Genomic DNA, 20,033 nt, shown 5'->3' on the forward strand with positions numbered 1-20,033 from the left:
ACAAGGGTGACAATGAACTTGTCGTACAATTTTCGAACTTCGGAAAAACGCCGGGATGGGGAATCGCAAAGCCAATTACTTTTGGCACCCAGGAGCAAATAGTGCGGGAAAACAAAATTTCCTTTCTTAATGATACAATCATGATTACAGCTTTTTTCATTACCGGATTATATTTTCTGGGCTTTTTCCTGCAAAGAAAAAAAGATAAACATTTGTTGTTTTTTTCTGTTATGTGTCTTCTGTTTTCGTTCATTATTCTGATGATCGGAAAAGAGCGGATTATATTTCTCCTCTATCCGTCAATTTCATTTTCACTGCTAAATTCACTGAGGTCCATCTCTACAGTGCTCGTCAGCATTGCGGTTTTTCTCTATCTCTTTTTTGCTTACAGAGGGATTGTTTCAAAGCGTTTTATTCGCATTGCCACTGTTTCTTCCGGGCTGGTCTTAGTCACAGATTTTTTAACCGTGGGTTTTATCGGCCATACCTCGTACATCTTACATTCTGTGCTAGCCGTCTCGACTCTGGTTTATATTACATATATTTTTACGATTGCTGCGATCCGCAAAATGGAAGGAAGTCTGTATCTTACTATTGCATCTATATCAATGAGTGCTTTTGTCATTTTAACCACCATTTCAGCTTACAGCGGCAAAACGGCCTTTTCTTTTAATTCGATTTATTCATTGCCAACAGTTATCGCTTTACTGGCGATCGTTCTGCTGATGGCGCAGCAATTTGCCGGAGCATTCCGTGAAAATGAAGTGCTGTCGTGGAAATTGCTCAGAAGTGACCGGCTAAAGGATGAATTCATTGCCAAAACATCACATGAATTCAAAACACCGCTGAACAGCATCATTAATATATGCCAGACCCTGCTGGCCGGCAAAGGAAAAAGAACGATAGAAGAAGAGAAAGAAAACATGCAGCTCGTCATCCGCATGGGCTACAGGCTGTCCAATCTGGTAAATGACATCCTGGATTTAGAAAAAATAAAGCAAGGCATGCTTCAAATCCACCCGGTTCCTGTTGATATTTATACTTTAGTTTGTTCGGAAATGAATTTCTACAATCTTTTATCGAGACATAAAAACTTGAATATGATGAACCATATCCCTGACGATCTTCCTTTAGTGCTCGCAGATGAAAACCGCTTCCGCCAAATATTAACCAATTTAGTAGACAATGCAATCAAATATACAACAGAGGGCCAAATCACACTTTCTGCTTCAAGACTGAACGATAACATGATCAAAGTGACAGTAGCAGATACAGGAAGCGGCATTTCAGAAGCCGATCGGCAAACCATCTTTGAGTCTTTTCAGCAAGCCGAAAAGAATAAAGACGATGGTGCTGGTCTTGGCCTCAGCATTGTCAAACAGCTGGTTCAGCTCCATAACGGAGACATTTGGGTCGAATCGGAAGAAGGAAAAGGTTCGGCATTCCATTTCACCTTGCCGATCGCCCAAAATGAACCTGTATCTGAAACAAAAAAACGCCTTCCTGAATTACAATCCGAGAGAGATCTATCAGATATCTCATTTAGCACGCCTTATTACTCTGAGCATATTGACGCTCCAACCATCCTGATTGTCGATGATAACATTGACAGTTTAAAAATTTTGAGCGATATGCTTGAAGGTGTGCCCTACAATGTGATTGCTGCGAAGAACGGAAAGGAAGCATTAGAAATCATCTCTTGCACAAACCTTGATTTGGTTATTTTGGACTTGATGATGCCGGATATGACTGGTTTCGAAGTCTGTATGAAAATTCGTGAACGATTCAGCATGGTTGATCTTCCGGTTCTGATCATTACAGCTGCCATTATCGGCCATGACAAATACAAGGCTTTTCATGCCGGAGCGAATGACATTTTGCAAAAACCTTATCATTACTCTGAATTTATGGCGCGTATTCAAAACCTGATCATGATGAAACATACAGCAAATCAAGCCACAAGAATGGAAATGGCGTTTCTCCAGTCGCAAATCAAGCCTCATTTTCTTTATAATGTATTAAACACGATTATTTCTCTCACTCATTTGGATATTGAAAAGGCCCGGGAGGTAACAGAGGAATTTACCAACTATTTAAGAATGAGTTTTGACTTTCAAAATACATCAGCCATCAGTTCCTTCAGACATGAGCTTTCGATTATCAATTCCTATCTTTCTATAGAAAAGACGCGATTCGGTAATCGGCTTGAGGTTCTTTTCGATATAGATGAAGACATTGACTTTATCCTTCCGCCTTTAATGATTCAGCCCTTGGTGGAAAATGCCGTTCTTCATGGTGTCAGCAAGAAAAGAGGCGGAGGATGGATCAAACTGACAGCTAAAAAACAAAGCAAAAATGAGTATCACATCAAAGTAGAGGATAACGGTCCCGGGATAACTCCGGAAAAACAAATAGATCTCTTATCAACGGATTTTGATCGCAGCGTCGGATTGAAAAATATCAATCAGCGGCTGAAACATTTTTGCGGAAGCGAGTTGATGATCAGCAGCACTCCGGATGCAGGCACCTCTGTCTCAATGCTCATTCATCTCGCTGAAACAACAGGAAGCCCTAAAGAACTGAAGGACACAGAACAAACCTAAACGAAAATTGAGATAAAAAAAGACGCCGTTTCTAACGGCATCTTTTTTATTCCGGCGTCTTTGCTTGCTGCTTCAGCAGGTCTCTGATTTCTTTCAGCAGCTCCTCCTGCGCATCCACCGCTTCCTCCGCAGCCTCTTCTTCTGCTGCTTCTTTTTTGCGCCTTAACCCATTCAAAGTCCGAATGACGATAAAAATGGAGAACGATATAATTAAGAAGTTCACAATCGTCTGTATAAAGCTGCCATACTTCACTACAGCATCGCCAAACGTAAACGACAGGCCTGAAAAGTCAAGCCCTCCCAGCAGCAAACCGACCAAAGGCATAATGATATCATTTACTAGAGATGTGACGATCTTTCCGAAAGCGCCGCCTATCACAACACCAATCGCAAGGTCTAGGATATTCCCCCGCATGGCAAAGGCTTTAAATTCATTCCACATACAATCACCTGCTTTTCTATATTTGTAAAGAAAAAAAGACAAATGTGCCGCTGGCCATCTGCCTTTTTTCAATTATTCTCCGAGGGCAAAAGTCAGTTCTACTTCGCAAACGACTTCGCCATCAACTGTGGCAACGCCTTTTCCGCGCCCGATTGTGCCGCGGGCACGAATGATTTCAACCTCAAGGTGAAGCTGGTCACCAGGCTTGACTTGTTTTTTAAAGCGGCAGTTATCAATGCCTGCAAAAAAAGCCAGTCTGCCGCGGTTTTCTTCTTTAATCAACATCGCAACAGCTCCGACTTGAGCGAGTGCTTCTACGATTAATACGCCGGGCATAACCGGGTACTGAGGAAAATGTCCGTTAAAGAACTCTTCATTAGCGGTTACATTTTTATAGCCTTTTGCCCGTTTGCCCTCTTCAACTTCCGTAATCCGATCCACAAGCAAAAACGGATAACGGTGAGGAATAATTTCTTTAATTTGCTGAGTATCAAGCATTGTCTTGACATCTCCTTCATCTGCATTAGTATGTATAGCAATCATCAAAGATCCAATCTGTACATTTGAAAAGTATATTATGAATTAATCTCTTTTTCAACCGCGCTAAAATGTAACCAACTGTCAATGAGAGCCGTCAAAAGTTATGATATGATAATTATAGATTTTACCAATAGCAAAGAGGTAGGAAAATGATTTCGAAGTTTATTGAAAAAAGAATGCTAAACATGTTAGACGAGTGGTATTCCGCAATGAGCAAACGCAAAATGAATCACGTTTGCACACTGAAAGAGAAAATTGATCAGCACCTTCCAAAGATCAAAAAGAACACAAAACTTTGGATGCGTTATCAATTGTTTCAGGCCCGCCATCAGCTGCTTTTTGAAAACCAGAACGGACTCGATTCATTGTTCGATGACCTATATGGCCTGGAAGACAAAATGGATGATGAATTGAAATATTATCTGTATTTTTTCTCTGGGTTATATGAGATGGTAAAAACAGCTCCGAAACATGCAGTACATCATTTTAAAAAAGCTGAACAGTACCTGGCCGCCATTCACAATACGTTTGAAGCCGCTGATTTATATTATCAAACCGCCGGCGCCTATTACTTGATGAAATCACCGCCGCTTTCCGTCCAATACGTCAAAAAAGCATTACACATCTATTTGCACCAATTCGGCTATATCAAAAAGGTAATCACCTGTAAACTTTTGCTCGCCGTGAATTATATTGATCAAGAACGCTATGAAAAAGCTGAACAGCTTTTCAAAGAAATCATTAAGAAAACCCAGCAACTACATGACGAAAACCTGCTATGCCATGCTTATTATAACCTTGGCTTTTTAAAAGCGACCGAGAAAAAAGACCAGGAAGCGCTTCTTTACTTTAGGAAAGTATTAAAGAATCAAGAATTTGAGATGAATTCACCAGTCTCATATCTTCATTGTGTGTACGAGTCTGTCAGAGCGCTTTTTAAAACAGGGAACATCACAGAAGCTAAAGCCGTCCTTCAAAAAGGAAAAGAATTATCTGAAAAGGTAGACATTCAAACCATTTATTTAAAATTAAAAACGCTTGAAGCCCTCTACACATCAGCCGAAGACCCTTATGAGCAGCTGCTCGAATATGTGCTTGAATTAGAAAAAATCGAGGCGTGGGTGGATTTAGAAGTGCTGTTAGAAGATATTACGGAATACTACAAAAAAAAGGACGATTTCGAAAAAGCCGCTTTTTTTATCATGCGCGGCTGATTGAAAAACGCCCATTTTCTTATTATCTGACTGAATTGATTAAACCGAGCATTTGATCTCCCATTGTGATCGTTCTGCTGTTCAGCTGATATGAACGCTGGGACGTGATCAAATCTGTCATTTGTTCTGAAATATCGACATTGGACATCTCAAGTGAGCCCTGCTGCATGCCGATGTTTTGTCTATTAGCGCCGTTCAGCTCTTCAAAAGCTGCCGCATTATCAATAGAGAAAAGGTTATTCCCTTCGGATTTCAGCTCTTGAGGGTTATTCACTTGGACAACGCCAAGATTAAACCGCTGAACCGCGTTTCCGTCAGATGCGGTTAAGGTGCCGTTCTTATTGATGGTGATATTCTTCATTGAGCTGTCGATGTTCACTGTATTGCCGTTCTCATCAAGTACGGGATACCCATTTCCAGTGACGAGCTGCAGCTGGTTGGCATTATTGGCTGAAGGCGTTAAATATAATGCTCCGTCTCTCGTATACTGGCGGTTTCCATTTACATTGACCTGAAGATACTGGTATGGAGACGTAAATGCGATATCCAGATCGCGATCCGTCTTCTGAATGCTACCTTGATCAGAGACAAGGCGTGAATTCATCATCGCTCCGACGCCAAGGCGCAAGCCGGGCGGCGTTTTTCGGGCTTTTGCCACTTCCTCGTTTTTTTCATCAACCTGATCGAATTGCTGTCTGACAAGCTCAGAAAAATTCGTATCTTTTGCCTTATAGCCGGTTGTGTTGCTGTTTGAAAGGTTGCTGCTGATTGTGTCAATCTGCTGCTGCAGCTGGTTTAAGGTTGTTGATGCCGTTAGCATTGACCTGAGCATAGTTGATGTCCCCCGTTTTTTCTTCCGTTATCTTAAATTTTTCCGATTTCATTCGCTGCTTTATCCATACTTTTATCGTAAGCCTGAATAACCTTCTGATTCGCCTCAAACGATCTGTACGCTTCAGTCATTTCTGTATAGGCGCTCGTCACATCCACGTTTGAAAGCTCTGAGACGCCTTGTTTTAATGAATAGGATACCTGATTGTTTCCGGCTGCGCTTGGCAGATCATTACCGTCCGCCGTGCTGTACAAATCATTTCCGTCCCGTTTGAGATTGCGGACATCTTCCGCCATTCTGACATCAATCTGGCCGGCTGTGCGTCCGTTCGTTGTCACAGTACCGTTTTCAGACACAGTAAAATTCTCATTATCAACAGTGATTGGCTGGCGACCCGTCGATAAAATAGGGCGTCCGTTGATCGTCAGCTGGTTGTTCTCATTTAGTGAAAATGTGCTGCTTTTTGAATAACGGATTCCATCCGCTGTTTGAACCGGATAAAAAAGAGCAGCTTTTTCATTGGTTTCCGCATTCATCGGAACTTGATTTTCGATCAATGCAATGTCTGTAGGCTGATCTGTGGACTTCAGGCTTCCCTGTGTGAAGAGAGGCTTGAGCTCCTGCATATACACTCCGGTATTCACGGAACCGATTTCCGTCCTCGATGTCCCGGCCGGAGATTTTGATTCTATTCTGCTGAGCAGCATTTCAGGGAACGCGCGCATCGAGCCTTGATCAGCTTTATATCCTGATGTATTTGCGTTAGCAATATTATTTGAAAGCATTTCCGTTCTTCGCTGCTGGGCAATCATTGCGGATGTTGCTGTATATAATCCTTTTAACAAATTTCCCACCTCTAAAAATGGCATTTTTTCCAGTTGTTATATAGGAACGTTCGTTCTATAATAAAAACTCAGTATTTTATCCTATTATCGTCATTTAACATCTTTTCGTGAAGGCTTTTTCATAAAAAAACCTCATTCTTTTTCAGAATGAGGTTTGTGAAATCAGCTTAGTTTGCGTTTAGGAAGCTTGTCCATATTATCAAGCATGACACCTGTGCCGATGGCTACGCAATCCATAGGATTTTCAGCAACGAGGACCGGTACCTTCAGCTCTTCAGCAAGCAGCTGGTCAAGGCCGTTTAAGAGCGCGCCTCCGCCGGTAATAATAACGCCGCGATCAATAATATCAGCAGAAAGTTCAGGCGGTGTTCTTTCGAGCACTTGTTTCGCAGCCTGAACAATAACAGCGACAGATTCACGAAGGGCTTCTTCAACTTCTTTACTGTTTACTGTAATTGTTCTTGGAAGACCGGAAACCATGTCCCGTCCGCGAATGGAAATTTCCTCGTGACGTGCGTCTGGGAAAACAGTTGCGACTTTAATCTTAATATCCTCCGCAGTACGTTCGCCGATCAGCAGCTTGTACTCGCGTTTGATATAATTTAAGATTTCCATGTCAAACTTGTCCCCAGCCATTTTAATAGAAGAGGAGGTGACAATATCGCCCATTGAAATAACCGCGATATCCGTCGTCCCGCCTCCGATGTCTACAACCATGTTACCGCTTGGCTGGAATATTTCCATACCCGCGCCGATAGCGGCAACTTTAGGTTCTTCTTCAAGGTACACATGTTTCCCGCCGCTTTTTTCTGCAGCTTCTTTGATTGCTTTTTGCTCAACGGATGTAATATTCGTCGGGCAGCAAATGAGCATGCGCGGCTTTGAGAACAGGCCTTTTACATTCAGCTTGTTAATAAAATGTTTCAGCATTGCTTCTGTTACTTCAAAGTCAGCAATAACTCCGTCTTTCAGCGGGCGAATCGCAACAATATTCCCAGGTGTACGTCCAACCATTCGTCTTGCCTCTTCGCCAACCGCCAGCACTTTGCCGCTGTTTTTATCAAGTGCAACAACGGAAGGTTCATTCAGAACAATTCCTTTACCTTTAACATGGATCAGTACATTTGCAGTACCGAGGTCAATACCAATATCCCTTGCAAACATCTATTTATATCCTCCTTGAAAATCTGTTTCACAGTAAATATCCACATTGTGCCCTAATTATATATATTATCATAAAATATAGAAAAAAAGTTGGAAGCACAATAAGTTCTTTACAAATTTTTGCGGATGTTTTATGAACGATTTCAAGAAGGCAATGCCAGGTGATTACGATTGCTGAACAGGCTCTCCTTCGAGAATTTCATCTTTTTTATATTTGAGCTTTGTCGCTTCTCCTCCTCTTAAATGCCTGATGGATTTATGATAATCGAGTATTTCTTTCACTTCGTTTGCCAAGTCGGGGTTAATTTCAGGCAGACGCTCTGTTAAATCCTTGTGTACTGTACTTTTGGAAACACCAAATTCCTTCGCAATGACACGAACGGTTTTCTTTGTCTCCACGATGTACTTCCCTATCTTGATTGTTCGCTCTTTGATGTAATCGTGCACACCACTCGACCTCCCTAAAATGGATGTGAGAAGTGTGAAATGAGATCCGTATTCTGTAAAGAGTCGTTCATTATGCCGCTTCTTCGTTGTATGGTTTTAAAAGTAAGTTTGTGAAATATGCCCACGATCCCTCACCTCAAACACTCTCTTTGTTAGGTTTGTAACAGTGTATTAGCATTCTTTTGGGAATATGCTAAAAACTCAATAAGGACAAGGGGTGAAACGAACTTTTTCAGATTCATCAAACTATTTCGCGTCACTAAATTTTCATCTTTACAACTATTGATCGCTCCTGTAAAATGAAATAAGCAATTAGTTACTTAGGTAAGTTTTTTAGAAGGAGACCGACATGTCCTACGTCAACAGACACCTCATTCATCAAATCAACCAAAGCGCCCGCCTGATTGCCAAGAAAGCCAATGAACAGCTAGAGCCATTCGGCCTTTATTCATCTCAATGGTCAGTTTTATATTGTTTGCGTACGATCGGACCAATGACTCAAAAAGAGATTTGGTCCTATTTAAATGTGGAAGCGCCGACTGTGACTCGGACGATCAAACGCCTGGAGGAGAACGGCTGGGTTCAGAGACGGCAAGGTGAAGACAAACGGGAAAAACTTGTTGTCCTCACAAAAGAAGCCGAGAAAAAATACGAAGAAATCAATGTGAAAATGCTGAAATTCGAGGAAGAGCTGCTTGCTGATTTCCGGGATGAAGATAAAGAAGCTTTTTCTCATTTATTCCGCATGTTTTTACAACAATGAAAATAAGGAAGTGACATACATTTGAAAAAAGCGGATGCGATATGGACCAAGGATTTTATTATGGTCCTGCTTGTCAATTTATTTGTGTTTGTGTTCTTTTATACATTTTTAACTGTATTGCCGATCTATACGCTGCAAGAGCTTGGCGGCACAGAATCACAAGGCGGGCTTTTAATCAGCCTGTTCCTTCTGTCTGCGATCATTACACGGCCTTTCTCCGGAGCCATCGTTGAGCGTTTCGGGAAGAAAAGAATGGCGATTGTATCAATGGCGCTCTTCGCCCTATCATCTTTTCTGTATATGCCGATTCATAGCTTTTCCCTGCTGCTCGGATTGCGGTTCTTCCAAGGAATTTGGTTCAGCATTTTAACGACTGTTACAGGTGCAATTGCCGCTGATATTATTCCAGCCAAACGGCGCGGTGAAGGGCTTGGATACTTTGCCATGTCTATGAACCTCGCTATGGCGATCGGGCCTTTCCTTGGTCTGAATTTGATGAGAGTGGTAAGCTTCCCTGTATTCTTTACAGCCTTTGCGCTGTTTATGGTTGCGGGCTTACTTGTTTCGTTCTTGATAAAAGTGCCGCAAAGTAAGGACAGCGGTACGACTGTATTCCGTTTTGCGTTCTCGGATATGTTTGAAAAGGGCGCACTCAAAATTGCGACGGTCGGTTTGTTTATTTCTTTCTGTTATTCAACAGTCACATCATATCTGTCTGTATTCGCCAAATCAGTTGACCTTTCGGATATCAGCGGATATTTCTTTGTTTGTTTTGCGGTGACAATGATGATTGCACGCCCGTTCACAGGGAAATTGTTCGACAAAGTCGGACCGGGCATTGTCATTTATCCATCAATCCTGATTTTCTCTGTCGGACTCTGCATGCTGTCCTTCACACATAGCGGCTTAATGCTTCTGCTTTCAGGGGCGGTTATCGGTCTTGGCTACGGATCAATCGTTCCTTGCATGCAAACATTGGCGATTCAGAAATCTCCGGCTCACCGCTCCGGTTTTGCGACGGCAACGTTCTTTACCTTCTTTGACAGCGGAATTGCTGTAGGATCGTATGTATTCGGATTGTTTGTAGCATCTGCCGGCTTCTCTGCCATTTATTTAACAGCGGGGCTGTTCGTTTTAATTGCTCTGCTTCTCTACACGTGGAGCCAGAAAAAACCTGCTGAGGCTGAAGGAAAAGTGTCTATTGCAGAATAACTTGTCAGACTGCCGGGAAATCCCGGCAGTCTTTTTTCCATTAAAACACGGCGCCCTCTCGGTTGAACGAGAGAACGCCGCTTATAGCAATTATTCAATGACAGGCCGCGCAGGTGAATCAGGATCTAACGAAAAATCATAGGACGCTTCATCACGAAACATCGGGTCGGCATAAATGGATTGCTGATCGTTTTTTGTTGCTTTTCGATACGAAGAAAATGAATCATATTCTTTCTTTTTCCACATCCATATGCCGTCTTGATCCGCTTCCTTGTGGTACACGTTATGATTGACCGTATTTCCTTCATTTTCTGTAAAATCGTTTCCGATAAATAATCTGGAATCACCGGCCGTCAATATATTCTTTTCAATTGTGTTGTTTTTCGTATCGTACTGCAGCAGCAGCTGTCCGCCGTACAGTCCCTTTGTGTCATTCCGGTACATAATATTGCGGGCAATCAGAGAATTGCTGGTGCCGCCCCGCTTTTTGTCATATCCTCCGATTGAAATACCGGTGTACGCATTGTTGTACACTTTGTTGTCTGTGATCTGAATGGCATTTGCATACTTTCCTTTGTGTTCAGACGTTGCTTCAATCCCAATATCGTTATCGTAAACTGTGTTGTTCTTAATTTCGATATCGTGTCCTCCATCGACATAAATCCCGCCCGCTGAGTATTCATCTCCATAAGCAGGATTGCCGTAAGTCGAGTTTTGATAAACTGTATTGTTTTCTACGACTCCGTTTCGCACGTAATCGTTTTTATCCGCGGTTCCCTCATAACCAATTAGATCAATCCCGATGTTATTATTGTTGCGGACCACATTGCCTGCAACTGTGAAGCCGTCGATATTACCGTTCAGCACAACTGCTTCACTCGCTCCAAGCGTCAGTTTCTCAACTGTATTGTCCTCGATTCGGATGTCTTTCATGCTGCCAGTCCCATAAACTGCGATTCCGTGAGCATTTCCTTCATCCGCTGTTGTCTTAATCCCCCGGATGTGATTATCCTTAATGGCGATATGACTGCTGGACCCTGATACATAAATCCCTATAGCAGTTGCTTCCTCAGATGAAACAGAAAGATCTTGAATTGTTAAACCGCTGATGGCAATGTCATGTTTATCGTGAATACGAATAAGCGGTGTTTCATATTCAGCGTTCGCAACGGATTCACCGCTAATCACGACGTTTTCATTTTCATAGTTTCGGAATGTGACAGGCTTTCCGTCCGTACCGCTGTGCTTTACATCAAGGGTCTCATGATACGTGCCCTCCCGAATCATGACCGTTGTGCCGGCAGCAGCCTTCTCAGATGCGTGTGCCAATGTACGAAACGGCTTTTCTTTTGTTCCTTCATTTTGATCACTGCCATTTGGCGAAACATACAGATAATCCCCAGATCCTTCCTCATTCGCTTTTGTCTTATCATAAACGAAAGCGAGGATGACAGACGTTAAAACACCCGCCAAAAGAATAAAATACCATTTTCTCATTTTCGATTCCCATTTCGTTTTAGAATAGATTTCTAAAACCATTATAAATGTTCTATTTATGGAAAACCATTTCAAAAATATGAAAATATACCGTCTAAATAGATCTTATTCAGCCTGGCGGACCTGCGCATGTTCAACTGTTTCAATTGCCAATGATGCAGGCGGGTGAACACGCATCAGAACAATGTAGAAAAGAAAGGAAATCAGCACACCTACAAACCAAGAAATATCGTATAAGCTCTTCAATACAGGAACATACATGCCAATCAGCGAAATCAGCGCTCCTAACATTGTGGCTGCAAACGCACGGTAATTGTAGCCCTTCCAATACACATACCGTCCTGTTTCGGAATACAGGTCATCTACCGAGAGCTCACGTTTGCGAATGATAAAATAGTCGGCCATCATCACGCCTGCCACCGGTCCAAGCATGCCGCCTATTAAGCCAAGAAACGCATACACGCTTGTCGCGCTCTCCATCAGCTTCCATGGAACCGTAAATAAAGCGAGCAACGCTGTGATAAAGCTGCCACGTTTGAAATTGATATATTTCGGCAGGGCATTCGCTATATCATAAGCGGGCGATACGATGTTCGCCGCAACATTTACAGAGATCGTGGCGATGCAGAGCGTGATCACGGACAAGACGATGACATAAGGGTTATCAAACCGCGCCAAAATATCGACAACATCCCAAATCGGCTCTCCGAACGCGACCTGCGAGCCGGAGGTCACCGTAATACTAGCGAATGCGAACAGCGCAAATGTTCCCGGCAAACCGTAAAATTGTCCTTTGATTTGCTCTTTTTGTGTTTCAGCAAACCGTGTAAAATCAGGTATATTTAAGATCAATGTCGCCCAGATGCCGATGATGCCAGTAACTCCGGCAGCAAACGGCCAGAATGTTTCTGAAAACGTATGAAACTTTCCTGGTTGAGAGTATATCGGGCCCAATCCTCCGGCAATATCAACGGCCCACCATACCATGCCGCCAAATACCAGATACACTAAAGGCCCTGCCCACACCTCAAAACGTTTAATCGACTCCATGCCGTGATGCAATACGAGTAAATGAATGGCCCAAAAGAATACAAAGGAAAGCAAACCGGACAAGTGAATGCCGAGAATGTTCCACTCGCCGCCAATTTCCCCCCAGCCCGGCCACATATTCAAAAGCAAAATGTTCAGTGCCGTGCTGCCCGCAAAGGTCTGGATGCCAAGCCACATGATCGCTGTAAACGCCCTCAGAAGCGCCGGGATATTTGCGCCGTATATCCCATAAGAAGCCCGGATGATCACTGGAAACGGCAGCCCGTATTTTGTCCCCGCATGGCCGTTTAAGGCAAGAGCGCCAAATAAGATAAGCGATGCCATAATAATGATCGCCAGCACCTGCCAAGGCGAAAGGCCGATCGCGATTAATCCTCCCACCGTCGCGTATGTCGGTATATTATGTATACATCCCATCCAAATGGAGGCAAAGTTCATTGCTTTCCACGTCCGTTTTTCCTGTCCCAAAGGCACCAGATCTTCATTGCTCAGCCTGTTGGATTGCTGCTGACTCTCTTTTAATTTCATAGCCGGCTCCCCTTTCCATATTGTCTATATGTCGTCACATGTTATGTTTTTTGACATTAGATGTCACTTAATATAACTGAAGAGTCAGACAATAACACTGGCTATGATATACAATTTTCCCGTTTGTATTTGAACAGCTTAAACAAGAAAAAGAGACAGACCTCAGAGCCCGTCTCTTTCTCAAGATGCAGTTTTCATTAATGCAGCAAATCTCACAGCCATTAACAGGCTTGCTCCGCCCGCTATGATCATAATGATTCCCATCATATCAAAATGGGCTGCCGTGATTTCTTTACCAAAAAGAATGCCAAGGATCACCGAAGACAAAATCGATCCTAGGTAACGGCAGGTTTGAAACAGGCCTGAAGTCGTTCCTACCATGTTGGAAGGACTCGTTTTCAGCATCGCTGCCTGAAGCGCGACATTTCCCAGTCCGTAGCCTATACCCAAGAGCGATAGAATGAGGCCTTTCCCAATGGTCTCGACATTGATAAAAAAGATGGTTAAGAGCACGGCTCCAGCCGTCATCAAAAGCGCTCCCGCAAAGATCGGCTTGACGACACCAGATCGGTCGATCCATTTGCCGGTTAAAGGTGACACAACGATGCTCATTCCAGACATAAACAGCATAAACAGGCCGCTCGTTTGAACAGAAAGATGCATTTCATCCTGAAAGTAACTTGGCAGACCAAAAAATAAACAATAGAAGAAAACATTCAATAAAATAAACTGAACATACACGGCTGACAGGTTTCGCTGTGTTTTAAACAGACGGACATCAATAAACGGCTTATCCGTTTTCAGCTCGCGCCAGACAAACGCACAGAGCAGAAGCAAGCCAAGCACACCTTCAACCGCATGCGGCGACGTGCTGAACGACAGCAAAAAGGATAGAAGGAAAATGATTCCCCCGGCAAATAAAACAATTCCAAGAATGTCGAGCTGCTGAATAATGGTTTTGATTCCTGCCCCTTTTTTCTGATCTTTCGGGAACATATACAGGCCCAATAAGAAGCTGAGGATAATAAACGGCAAATTAACGATAAAGATCGCCGGCCAGCCTCCCCATACAATCAAAAAACCGCCGACTGTCGGCCCCAGCGCCGTCATGGCGGACGCAAAAATAGAGAGTACAGCCAAGGCTGAAGCTTGGCGCTCATGAATATGATTCCGAATCAAGCCGACACCTGACGGATAAATCGCGCTGCTCCCCACCGATTGAAACAGCCGCATGACCAATAATGTCATAAACGTCGGCGCAAACGGCGCCCCGATGGCAGAAACCGCAACAAGAATAAGCCCGAATAAAAACAAGCGTTTCCGCCCAATCAAATCACCGAGCTTTCCCGTTACGGGCTGCGCTACGGCACTCGCCAAGTAAAACGAGGAAATCAGCCAGGAAACCGTTGTAAACGAGAGGTGAAACTCATGCTGGATGCTATGGAGCGCAAGAGAGATCATAGACGAGTTCAGCGGATTCAGCATTGTTCCCGAAGCCACCGCTGTTAAAAAAACAGCCCGGCTTTTTTTCGATAACATCATTTCACTTGTTCCAGAAACTCTTCCGTTGTCCGCGATTTACCGATTCTCGGGAAAATAAAGCGCAGTGTGGCTTCATGCTCTTCATCGCTAAATGTGGACATGGCATCTGTAATAAAAATCTGCTGATAGCCAAGCTGAAATGCCTCCCGTGCTGTGCTTTCCACCCCGATATTCGTTGCGATGCCGCACAATACAATCGTATCAATGCCGCGACGTCTCAGCTGCAAGTCTAAATCTGTGCCAAAAAAAGCACCCCATTGCCGTTTTGTCACAGTATAATCGCCATCCTGCACACCGATTTCCGGAACAAATTCGGCCCAGTCCGCCGGCATTTCCCCTGAACCTCTCTGCGCAGGCTCATCCGTTTGCGGCTTCAGGGCGTCCGCTCCATCATGAAAGGCTACATTTACAAAGCTGATGAACCCGTTATGTTTCCGAAATTCATCTACGAGCTTTCTCGCGTTCGGGACAACCTGGCCGCTTTGATCAATCGGCACAATCCCCTTTTGTAAATCAATGATAACCAATGCTGTTTTTTGAAAATCAATGTTGAGTGTATTCATCATACGTCTCCTCCTGATACTGTTAGTGTTTCTCACATTGCATATTTTACTCTTCACACTGCCTAAGTTCTTTTATGATGCTTGTGAAATTCTCAGAAGGAGCGTTGTCTCATGATTTTTCTTTTATGTAGTAGTAACAGGTTGTGCATACGAACAAACCGGCAAGCACTGTAATCATAAGGGGCGTCATCGCTTCATCACCTGCCTGCTGTCTATCGGTTCCTGCCTGAAAATGCCCATGAATTTGCAGCGGTCCATCCAAAGCAGGATAAGACACATAACCATTAATATCGTGCTAAGATCCTGCACGCCAATATCAAAACAATAGTTAATCAAGACGATGTTCACAATAATGGGCATAAAAATAACCGCCCCTAATGCAGCCGTTCGCGGAATCAGTAATAAAACAGCTGCCAGAATTTCACCAAAACCTATAAACAGTTCATAGACATGAGAATAACCGAAAAATGTCCACGCGATCGTAAACCCCTTCCCGGCAGCCGCCTCGATTTCAGGCGTCACCTCGCCAAACTGGCCAATTACCACTTTCGCCAGACCGTACACGAAAAAATTAAAGGCTAAAAACAATCGGAACGTCGCGGGAATCGACTTGCGTACCGCTTTCCTCAGTCTGCCGTCTTTCTTCATCATACATCCCCCTCGGTGTATTATTTGATATAGTACACTTAATACAGTATATAGTATTCTAATTAATGTCAATTCCCTTTTCAGCTCATATGAATAGCTTCTTTTATAGATACAAAGTCTTATATCGTAAAAAATGTCGTTCTCCTTTCTTTCCGTCCCTCGATAACATTTCTTAAAAACCATGTTAGGAAATCTTACATGAAAATGTTTTATCATTCTTTTTTCTCTATAATGAAGAAATATAATAATTGCTTTTTATTCTGAAAGATACGGAGGAATGAGACATGCAAATGGGCGATACAGTTTTTATGTTCTTTTGCGCTTTACTCGTGTGGCTGATGACCCCGGGATTAGCGTTATTTTATGGAGGAATGGTAAAGAGCAAAAATGTGCTGAGCACTGCCATGCACAGTTTCTCTTCCATTGCCATCGTTTCCATCGTTTGGGTGCTGTTCGGATATACACTTGCCTTCGCACCAGGCAATTCAATCATCGGCGGGCTGGAGTGGGCCGGCCTCAAAGGGGTCGGATTTGATCCGGGAGATTACAGCGATACCATCCCCCACTCGTTATTTATGATGTTCCAAATGACGTTTGCCGTTCTGACTACAGCGATTATTTCCGGGGCCTTCGCAGAGCGGATGCGATTCGGCGCTTTTCTATTATTCTCGGTTTTATGGGCCTCTTTGGTTTACACACCCGTAGCGCACTGGGTATGGGGCGGCGGCTGGATCGGCCAGCTTGGAGCGCTCGATTTTGCTGGCGGCAATGTTGTTCATATTTCCTCCGGTGTGGCAGGACTTGTTCTTGCCATTGTGCTCGGCAAACGGAAAGACGGTACAGCGTCTTCTCCGCATAACCTCATTTACACCTTCTTAGGAGGAGCTTTGATTTGGTTCGGCTGGTTCGGCTTTAACGTCGGCAGCGCTTTGACTTTAGATGGTGTAGCCATGTACGCGTTCATCAACACAAACACCGCAGCTGCAGCCGGGATCGCCGGCTGGATCTTAGTAGAATGGATCATTAACAAAAAACCGACAATGCTCGGAGCGGTATCTGGCGCAATCGCCGGGCTTGTCGCCATTACGCCGGCTGCCGGATTTGTCACACCGTTCGCTTCCATTATTATCGGCATCATCGGCGGAGCTGTTTGTTTCTGGGGAGTATTCTCGCTTAAAAAGAAATTCGGATACGACGACGCGCTTGACGCCTTTGGCCTGCACGGGATCGGCGGCACATGGGGCGGAATCGCAACAGGATTATTCGCAACAACCTCTGTTAACTCAGCGGGCGCAGATGGGTTATTTTACGGTGATGCAAGCTTAATCTGGAAACAAATCGTCGCCATCGCCGCCACTTATGTTTTTGTATTTATTGTCACTTTCGTTATTATTAAATTTGTAAGCCTCTTCCTTCCCCTTCGCGCAACTGAAGAAGAAGAGTCACTTGGGCTTGACTTAACGATGCACGGGGAAAAAGCATATCAAGATTCTATGTGAGGAGTGACGCTATGAGCGGTCAAATGTTCAAGGTAGAAATTGTAACGCGTCCGGCAAATTTTGAAAAGCTGAAGCAGGAACTCGGAAAAATCGGAGTGACCTCTCTGACTTTCTCCAATGTACACGGCTGCGGCCTTCAAAAAGCACATACGGAGCTCTATCGAGGGGTAAAAATAGAAAGCAATGTATACGAGCGTTTAAAAATAGAAATTGTGGTCAGCAAGGTTCCTGTTGATCAAGTGACTGAGACCGCTAAAAGGGTGCTGAAAACGGGATCACCGGGTGACGGTAAAATATTTGTCTATGAAATCAGCAATACGATCAACATCCGCACAGGCGAAGAAGGACCTGAAGCACTTTAATATCGGTACGAGATTCGGACACTCCGGATCTCTTTTTTTTGTGCACAGAATCCCCCCCAGAAACCGCGATTCCTCTTCGAATTCTCTTCAAGCGCCGTTATTTCAGACAATCTCTATTTTTATTTGAAACTTTTCATGAGTAAGATTAGTCTACTAAATATAAAAATGTAAAAGGTGATTATTTGAACTACGAAATTTTTAAAGCAATCCATGGACTATCTCATCACAATTCAGTTCTCGATTCCATTATGGTCTTCATCACGGAATATGCCATTGTCGCCTATGCCCTTATCCTATTGGCAATCTGGCTGTTTGGGAACACACAAAGCAGAAAACATGTGCTATACGCAGGCATCACAGGAATTGCAGGCCTTGTGATCAACTATTTGATTACGCTTGTTTATTTCGAACCGCGCCCGTTCGTTGCGCATACAGTGCATACACTGATTCCGCATGCTGCGGATGCTTCATTTCCAAGTGACCATACGACAGGTGCATTAGCGATTTCTATTGCGATGCTTTTCAGAAACCGCAAAATCGGCTGGCCGCTTGTCATTTTTGGGCTTTTGACAGGCTTTTCGAGAATTTGGGTGGGACATCACTATCCGGTAGATGTATTGGGCAGCCTCGTTGTCGCCATCATTATCGGGTTCCTTTTCTTTAGATTTTCAGATCTGCTCCGCCCGTTCGTCGATTTGGTCGTAAGGATTTATGAAACCATTATCAATAAACTGACGAAAAAACCAACCGATCAAAATTTCTAAGAAAGACAAAAGCCGGCGTCTTTAACCAAGACAGCCGGCTTTAATATTTCTCATACATCTCTTGTTTTCTTCGCTTCGCCAACACATATAAACCATAAAACAATCCAATTCCAACAGCATCGATGAGCACATCCCGGATACAACCATTCCTGCTGAAGAAGAGCTGAAGAACTTCTGTGAAAAAAGCAAACGCGAATGAGCCGGCTGCAGCTGATCTTATGCTGCCCCACTGTTTCCACAGCAAATATGTCAGCACAAAGAAGGAAAACGCGTGTCCGATTTTTTGAATAAACGCTTCAGGGACAGTAAGCTCAGTAAAATCCATAACTAAAAATTGAGACAGATCAGGGTGCGGCTGAAAATGAAAAGCCACCGTTTGCGATACGACCATGCCGCTGAAGCTTTCCGTACAGACAGAAAGCAGGATAAAAAAGATCCAGCCTGCGAGCAATAGACGATTCACAGCATAACCTCCTTTATAGCAAACGTGCCTATGTGTAACTACATAGACGATGACATTATGCAAAAAGTAACAGAAAAAAACGCCCATCACAAGGATAGACGTTTTCTTCATTAAGACTGCTCAGTGTCTTCTGTTGTGCTGCTTTCTTTAGAACCAGATTTGTCAGTCGAATCATCCTTTTTCTCACCGGATTTTTCCTCTGTTCCTTTTTCAGTTGATCCGTCCTTTTTCTCGGAAGATTGCTGAATGGATTCTTCTGTTTCTTGGGTGGCAGCTTTTTCTTCAGCAGCTGCTGCTTTTTCAATAGAAGAAACTGGTTTGTCCATAAAGTTTAACGGATTCATTGCAACCCCATCTTTACGGATTTCAAAGTGCACGTGGTTTCCGCTGTCTTCACTGTAAAGGTTCTTGCCAGATTTTCCGATCACTTGATTTTGTTTTACTTTGTCACCTTGCTCAACGCTTACTTCGGAAAGAGATTGATACACAGTCGATAAACCGTCGGCATGTTCTACTTCCACAACATATCCCAGCACTGGATCTTTTTCAGCTTTAACAACCGTACCGCTCAGAGAAGCAGAGACATCGAAATCTTTTCCGTCTTTCTCAGCTAAGTCAATTCCTTTGCTTAGGCTGTACGTGTTATTATAGGTAACGAGTGCTGCTTCTTTCTCTTCTTTTGCGGCATCGGTTTCATAGAACTTTTTCACAACAGAAACGTTTTCAGAATCAACAACCGGCATTGCGACATTTTCCATTGACTTTCCTACTTCAACTGCATCGTCGTTGTTGTCATATGCGGAGTTTCCGCCGTTATCAGCCAACTGATCCTTTACCTCATCATTTGATACTGATTGATACCAAAGGACAGCTGTTAAAATGACGGCCGCACTGACTAAGTAAATTGCAGGGAACACCCAGCGTTTACGAAAAAACTGCTGAAGTTTTTTGACTTGAGAAGTTTTCTTTTCTTCCTCTCTCATTGTTTCATCACCTCAGCAACATTCTGAACACTTTTCTGAAAATATATACAACCTATCCAAAAAAACTTTTTT

21 protein-coding genes and 1 pseudogene are annotated in these 20,033 nt (G+C 43.4%); 8 read left to right on the forward strand and 14 right to left on the reverse strand.

Annotation, left to right across the window (positions count from 1 at the left end):
- Positions 1 to 140: 140 nt before the first annotated feature.
- Both MHI44_RS09030 and MHI44_RS09035 read left to right on the forward strand, forming a co-directional pair.
- Positions 141 to 1,406: pseudogene (locus MHI44_RS09030) on the forward strand (sensor histidine kinase); the annotation flags it as partial.
- A 225-nt stretch (positions 1,407 to 1,631) separates the two neighbouring features.
- Positions 1,632 to 2,603, forward strand: a complete 972-nt coding sequence (locus MHI44_RS09035) for a histidine kinase (RefSeq protein ID WP_250497629.1) — start codon at positions 1,632 to 1,634, stop codon at positions 2,601 to 2,603.
- 46 nt (positions 2,604 to 2,649) lie between these two features.
- Here the strand turns inward: MHI44_RS09035 and mscL are convergent, their stop codons facing one another.
- Complete coding sequence (mscL, locus tag MHI44_RS09040) at positions 2,650 to 3,045, reverse strand: large conductance mechanosensitive channel protein MscL (RefSeq protein ID WP_015251040.1); 396 nt, start codon at positions 3,043 to 3,045, stop codon at positions 2,650 to 2,652.
- A gap of 72 nt (positions 3,046 to 3,117) precedes the next feature.
- The gene (gene fabZ / locus MHI44_RS09045) at positions 3,118 to 3,543 is read right to left on the reverse strand and encodes a 3-hydroxyacyl-ACP dehydratase FabZ (protein WP_003221796.1); all 426 of its coding nucleotides are present in this window, start codon (positions 3,541 to 3,543) and stop codon (positions 3,118 to 3,120) included.
- 191 nt (positions 3,544 to 3,734) lie between these two features.
- On the opposite strand from fabZ, the gene rapD reads away from it, so the two are divergent.
- The gene (rapD, locus tag MHI44_RS09050; protein ID WP_029318731.1) at positions 3,735 to 4,799 is read left to right on the forward strand and encodes an aspartate phosphatase RapD; all 1,065 of its coding nucleotides are present in this window, start codon (positions 3,735 to 3,737) and stop codon (positions 4,797 to 4,799) included.
- 22 nt (positions 4,800 to 4,821) lie between these two features.
- Here rapD and flhP read toward each other — a convergent pair whose 3' ends face one another.
- From flhP to MHI44_RS09075, 5 genes are all read right to left on the reverse strand, one after another.
- Positions 4,822 to 5,631 carry a flagellar hook-basal body complex protein FlhP gene (gene flhP, locus MHI44_RS09055; protein WP_046381383.1) on the reverse strand — a complete coding sequence of 270 codons (810 nt, stop codon included), beginning with the start codon at positions 5,629 to 5,631 and terminating at the stop codon, positions 4,822 to 4,824.
- Between the two features lie 32 nt (positions 5,632 to 5,663).
- Positions 5,664 to 6,476, reverse strand: coding sequence for a flagellar hook-basal body complex protein FlhO (flhO, locus tag MHI44_RS09060; RefSeq protein ID WP_167408516.1), 813 nt, complete (start codon positions 6,474 to 6,476; stop codon positions 5,664 to 5,666).
- A 162-nt stretch (positions 6,477 to 6,638) separates the two neighbouring features.
- Positions 6,639 to 7,640 (reverse strand): cell shape-determining protein Mbl, encoded by a 1,002-nt coding sequence (gene mbl / locus MHI44_RS09065; protein ID WP_003227776.1) that lies wholly within the window; start codon positions 7,638 to 7,640, stop codon positions 6,639 to 6,641.
- Between the two features lie 165 nt (positions 7,641 to 7,805).
- Entirely contained in the window at positions 7,806 to 8,087 is a 282-nt protein-coding gene (gene spoIIID / locus MHI44_RS09070) for a sporulation transcriptional regulator SpoIIID (RefSeq protein ID WP_003221804.1), read from the reverse strand.
- 14 nt (positions 8,088 to 8,101) lie between these two features.
- Positions 8,102 to 8,212 (reverse strand): protein usd, encoded by a 111-nt coding sequence (locus tag MHI44_RS09075; RefSeq protein ID WP_010886628.1) that lies wholly within the window; start codon positions 8,210 to 8,212, stop codon positions 8,102 to 8,104.
- Positions 8,213 to 8,436: 224 nt separating this feature from the next.
- Between MHI44_RS09075 and MHI44_RS09080 the strand changes: the two genes are divergently transcribed.
- Together MHI44_RS09080 and MHI44_RS09085 are read left to right on the forward strand one after the other, a co-directional pair.
- Positions 8,437 to 8,850, forward strand: coding sequence for a MarR family transcriptional regulator (locus tag MHI44_RS09080; RefSeq protein ID WP_003227771.1), 414 nt, complete (start codon positions 8,437 to 8,439; stop codon positions 8,848 to 8,850).
- A 21-nt stretch (positions 8,851 to 8,871) separates the two neighbouring features.
- Positions 8,872 to 10,062: an MFS transporter gene (locus MHI44_RS09085; RefSeq protein WP_086344409.1), complete on the forward strand. Its 1,191-nt coding sequence runs from the start codon at positions 8,872 to 8,874 to the stop codon at positions 10,060 to 10,062.
- 90 nt (positions 10,063 to 10,152) lie between these two features.
- Here the strand turns inward: MHI44_RS09085 and MHI44_RS09090 are convergent, their stop codons facing one another.
- The 5 genes from MHI44_RS09090 to MHI44_RS09110 form a co-directional block, all read right to left on the reverse strand.
- Entirely contained in the window at positions 10,153 to 11,559 is a 1,407-nt protein-coding gene (locus tag MHI44_RS09090) for a right-handed parallel beta-helix repeat-containing protein (RefSeq protein ID WP_015251035.1), read from the reverse strand.
- A 105-nt stretch (positions 11,560 to 11,664) separates the two neighbouring features.
- Complete coding sequence (pucI, locus tag MHI44_RS09095) at positions 11,665 to 13,137, reverse strand: allantoin permease (protein WP_339203357.1); 1,473 nt, start codon at positions 13,135 to 13,137, stop codon at positions 11,665 to 11,667.
- A gap of 180 nt (positions 13,138 to 13,317) precedes the next feature.
- On the reverse strand, positions 13,318 to 14,676 hold the full coding sequence (locus MHI44_RS09100) for an MFS transporter (RefSeq protein WP_014481154.1): 1,359 nt from the start codon (positions 14,674 to 14,676) through the stop codon (positions 13,318 to 13,320).
- A complete protein-coding gene (locus MHI44_RS09105; protein ID WP_326236982.1) occupies positions 14,676 to 15,245 on the reverse strand; it encodes a hydrolase in 570 nt (189 codons plus the stop codon). Before MHI44_RS09105 ends, MHI44_RS09100 begins: the two co-directional genes overlap by 1 nt.
- Positions 15,246 to 15,428: 183 nt before the next feature.
- Positions 15,429 to 15,893, reverse strand: coding sequence for a hypothetical protein (locus MHI44_RS09110; protein WP_326236981.1), 465 nt, complete (start codon positions 15,891 to 15,893; stop codon positions 15,429 to 15,431).
- 281 nt (positions 15,894 to 16,174) lie between these two features.
- On the opposite strand from MHI44_RS09110, the gene amtB reads away from it, so the two are divergent.
- The 3 genes from amtB (at position 16,175) to bcrC (ending at position 18,515) form a co-directional block, all read left to right on the forward strand.
- Positions 16,175 to 17,389 (forward strand): ammonium transporter AmtB, encoded by a 1,215-nt coding sequence (amtB, locus tag MHI44_RS09115; protein WP_015251031.1) that lies wholly within the window; start codon positions 16,175 to 16,177, stop codon positions 17,387 to 17,389.
- Positions 17,390 to 17,400: 11 nt separating this feature from the next.
- Positions 17,401 to 17,751: a P-II family nitrogen regulator gene (locus tag MHI44_RS09120; RefSeq protein WP_003221829.1), complete on the forward strand. Its 351-nt coding sequence runs from the start codon at positions 17,401 to 17,403 to the stop codon at positions 17,749 to 17,751.
- Between the two features lie 182 nt (positions 17,752 to 17,933).
- On the forward strand, positions 17,934 to 18,515 hold the full coding sequence (gene bcrC, locus MHI44_RS09125) for an undecaprenyl-diphosphate phosphatase BcrC (RefSeq protein ID WP_024573494.1): 582 nt from the start codon (positions 17,934 to 17,936) through the stop codon (positions 18,513 to 18,515).
- 40 nt (positions 18,516 to 18,555) lie between these two features.
- On the opposite strand, the gene MHI44_RS09130 is transcribed toward bcrC, so the two are convergent.
- Together MHI44_RS09130 and spoIIQ are read right to left on the reverse strand one after the other, a co-directional pair.
- On the reverse strand, positions 18,556 to 18,978 hold the full coding sequence (locus tag MHI44_RS09130) for a VanZ family protein (RefSeq protein WP_326224420.1): 423 nt from the start codon (positions 18,976 to 18,978) through the stop codon (positions 18,556 to 18,558).
- A gap of 110 nt (positions 18,979 to 19,088) precedes the next feature.
- Complete coding sequence (spoIIQ, locus tag MHI44_RS09135; RefSeq protein ID WP_014481160.1) at positions 19,089 to 19,961, reverse strand: stage II sporulation protein spoIIQ; 873 nt, start codon at positions 19,959 to 19,961, stop codon at positions 19,089 to 19,091.
- Positions 19,962 to 20,033 lie beyond the last annotated feature (72 nt).

Source organism: Bacillus sp. FSL K6-1366 (genome assembly GCF_037976695.1).
GTDB lineage: Bacteria > Bacillota > Bacilli > Bacillales > Bacillaceae > Bacillus > Bacillus subtilis.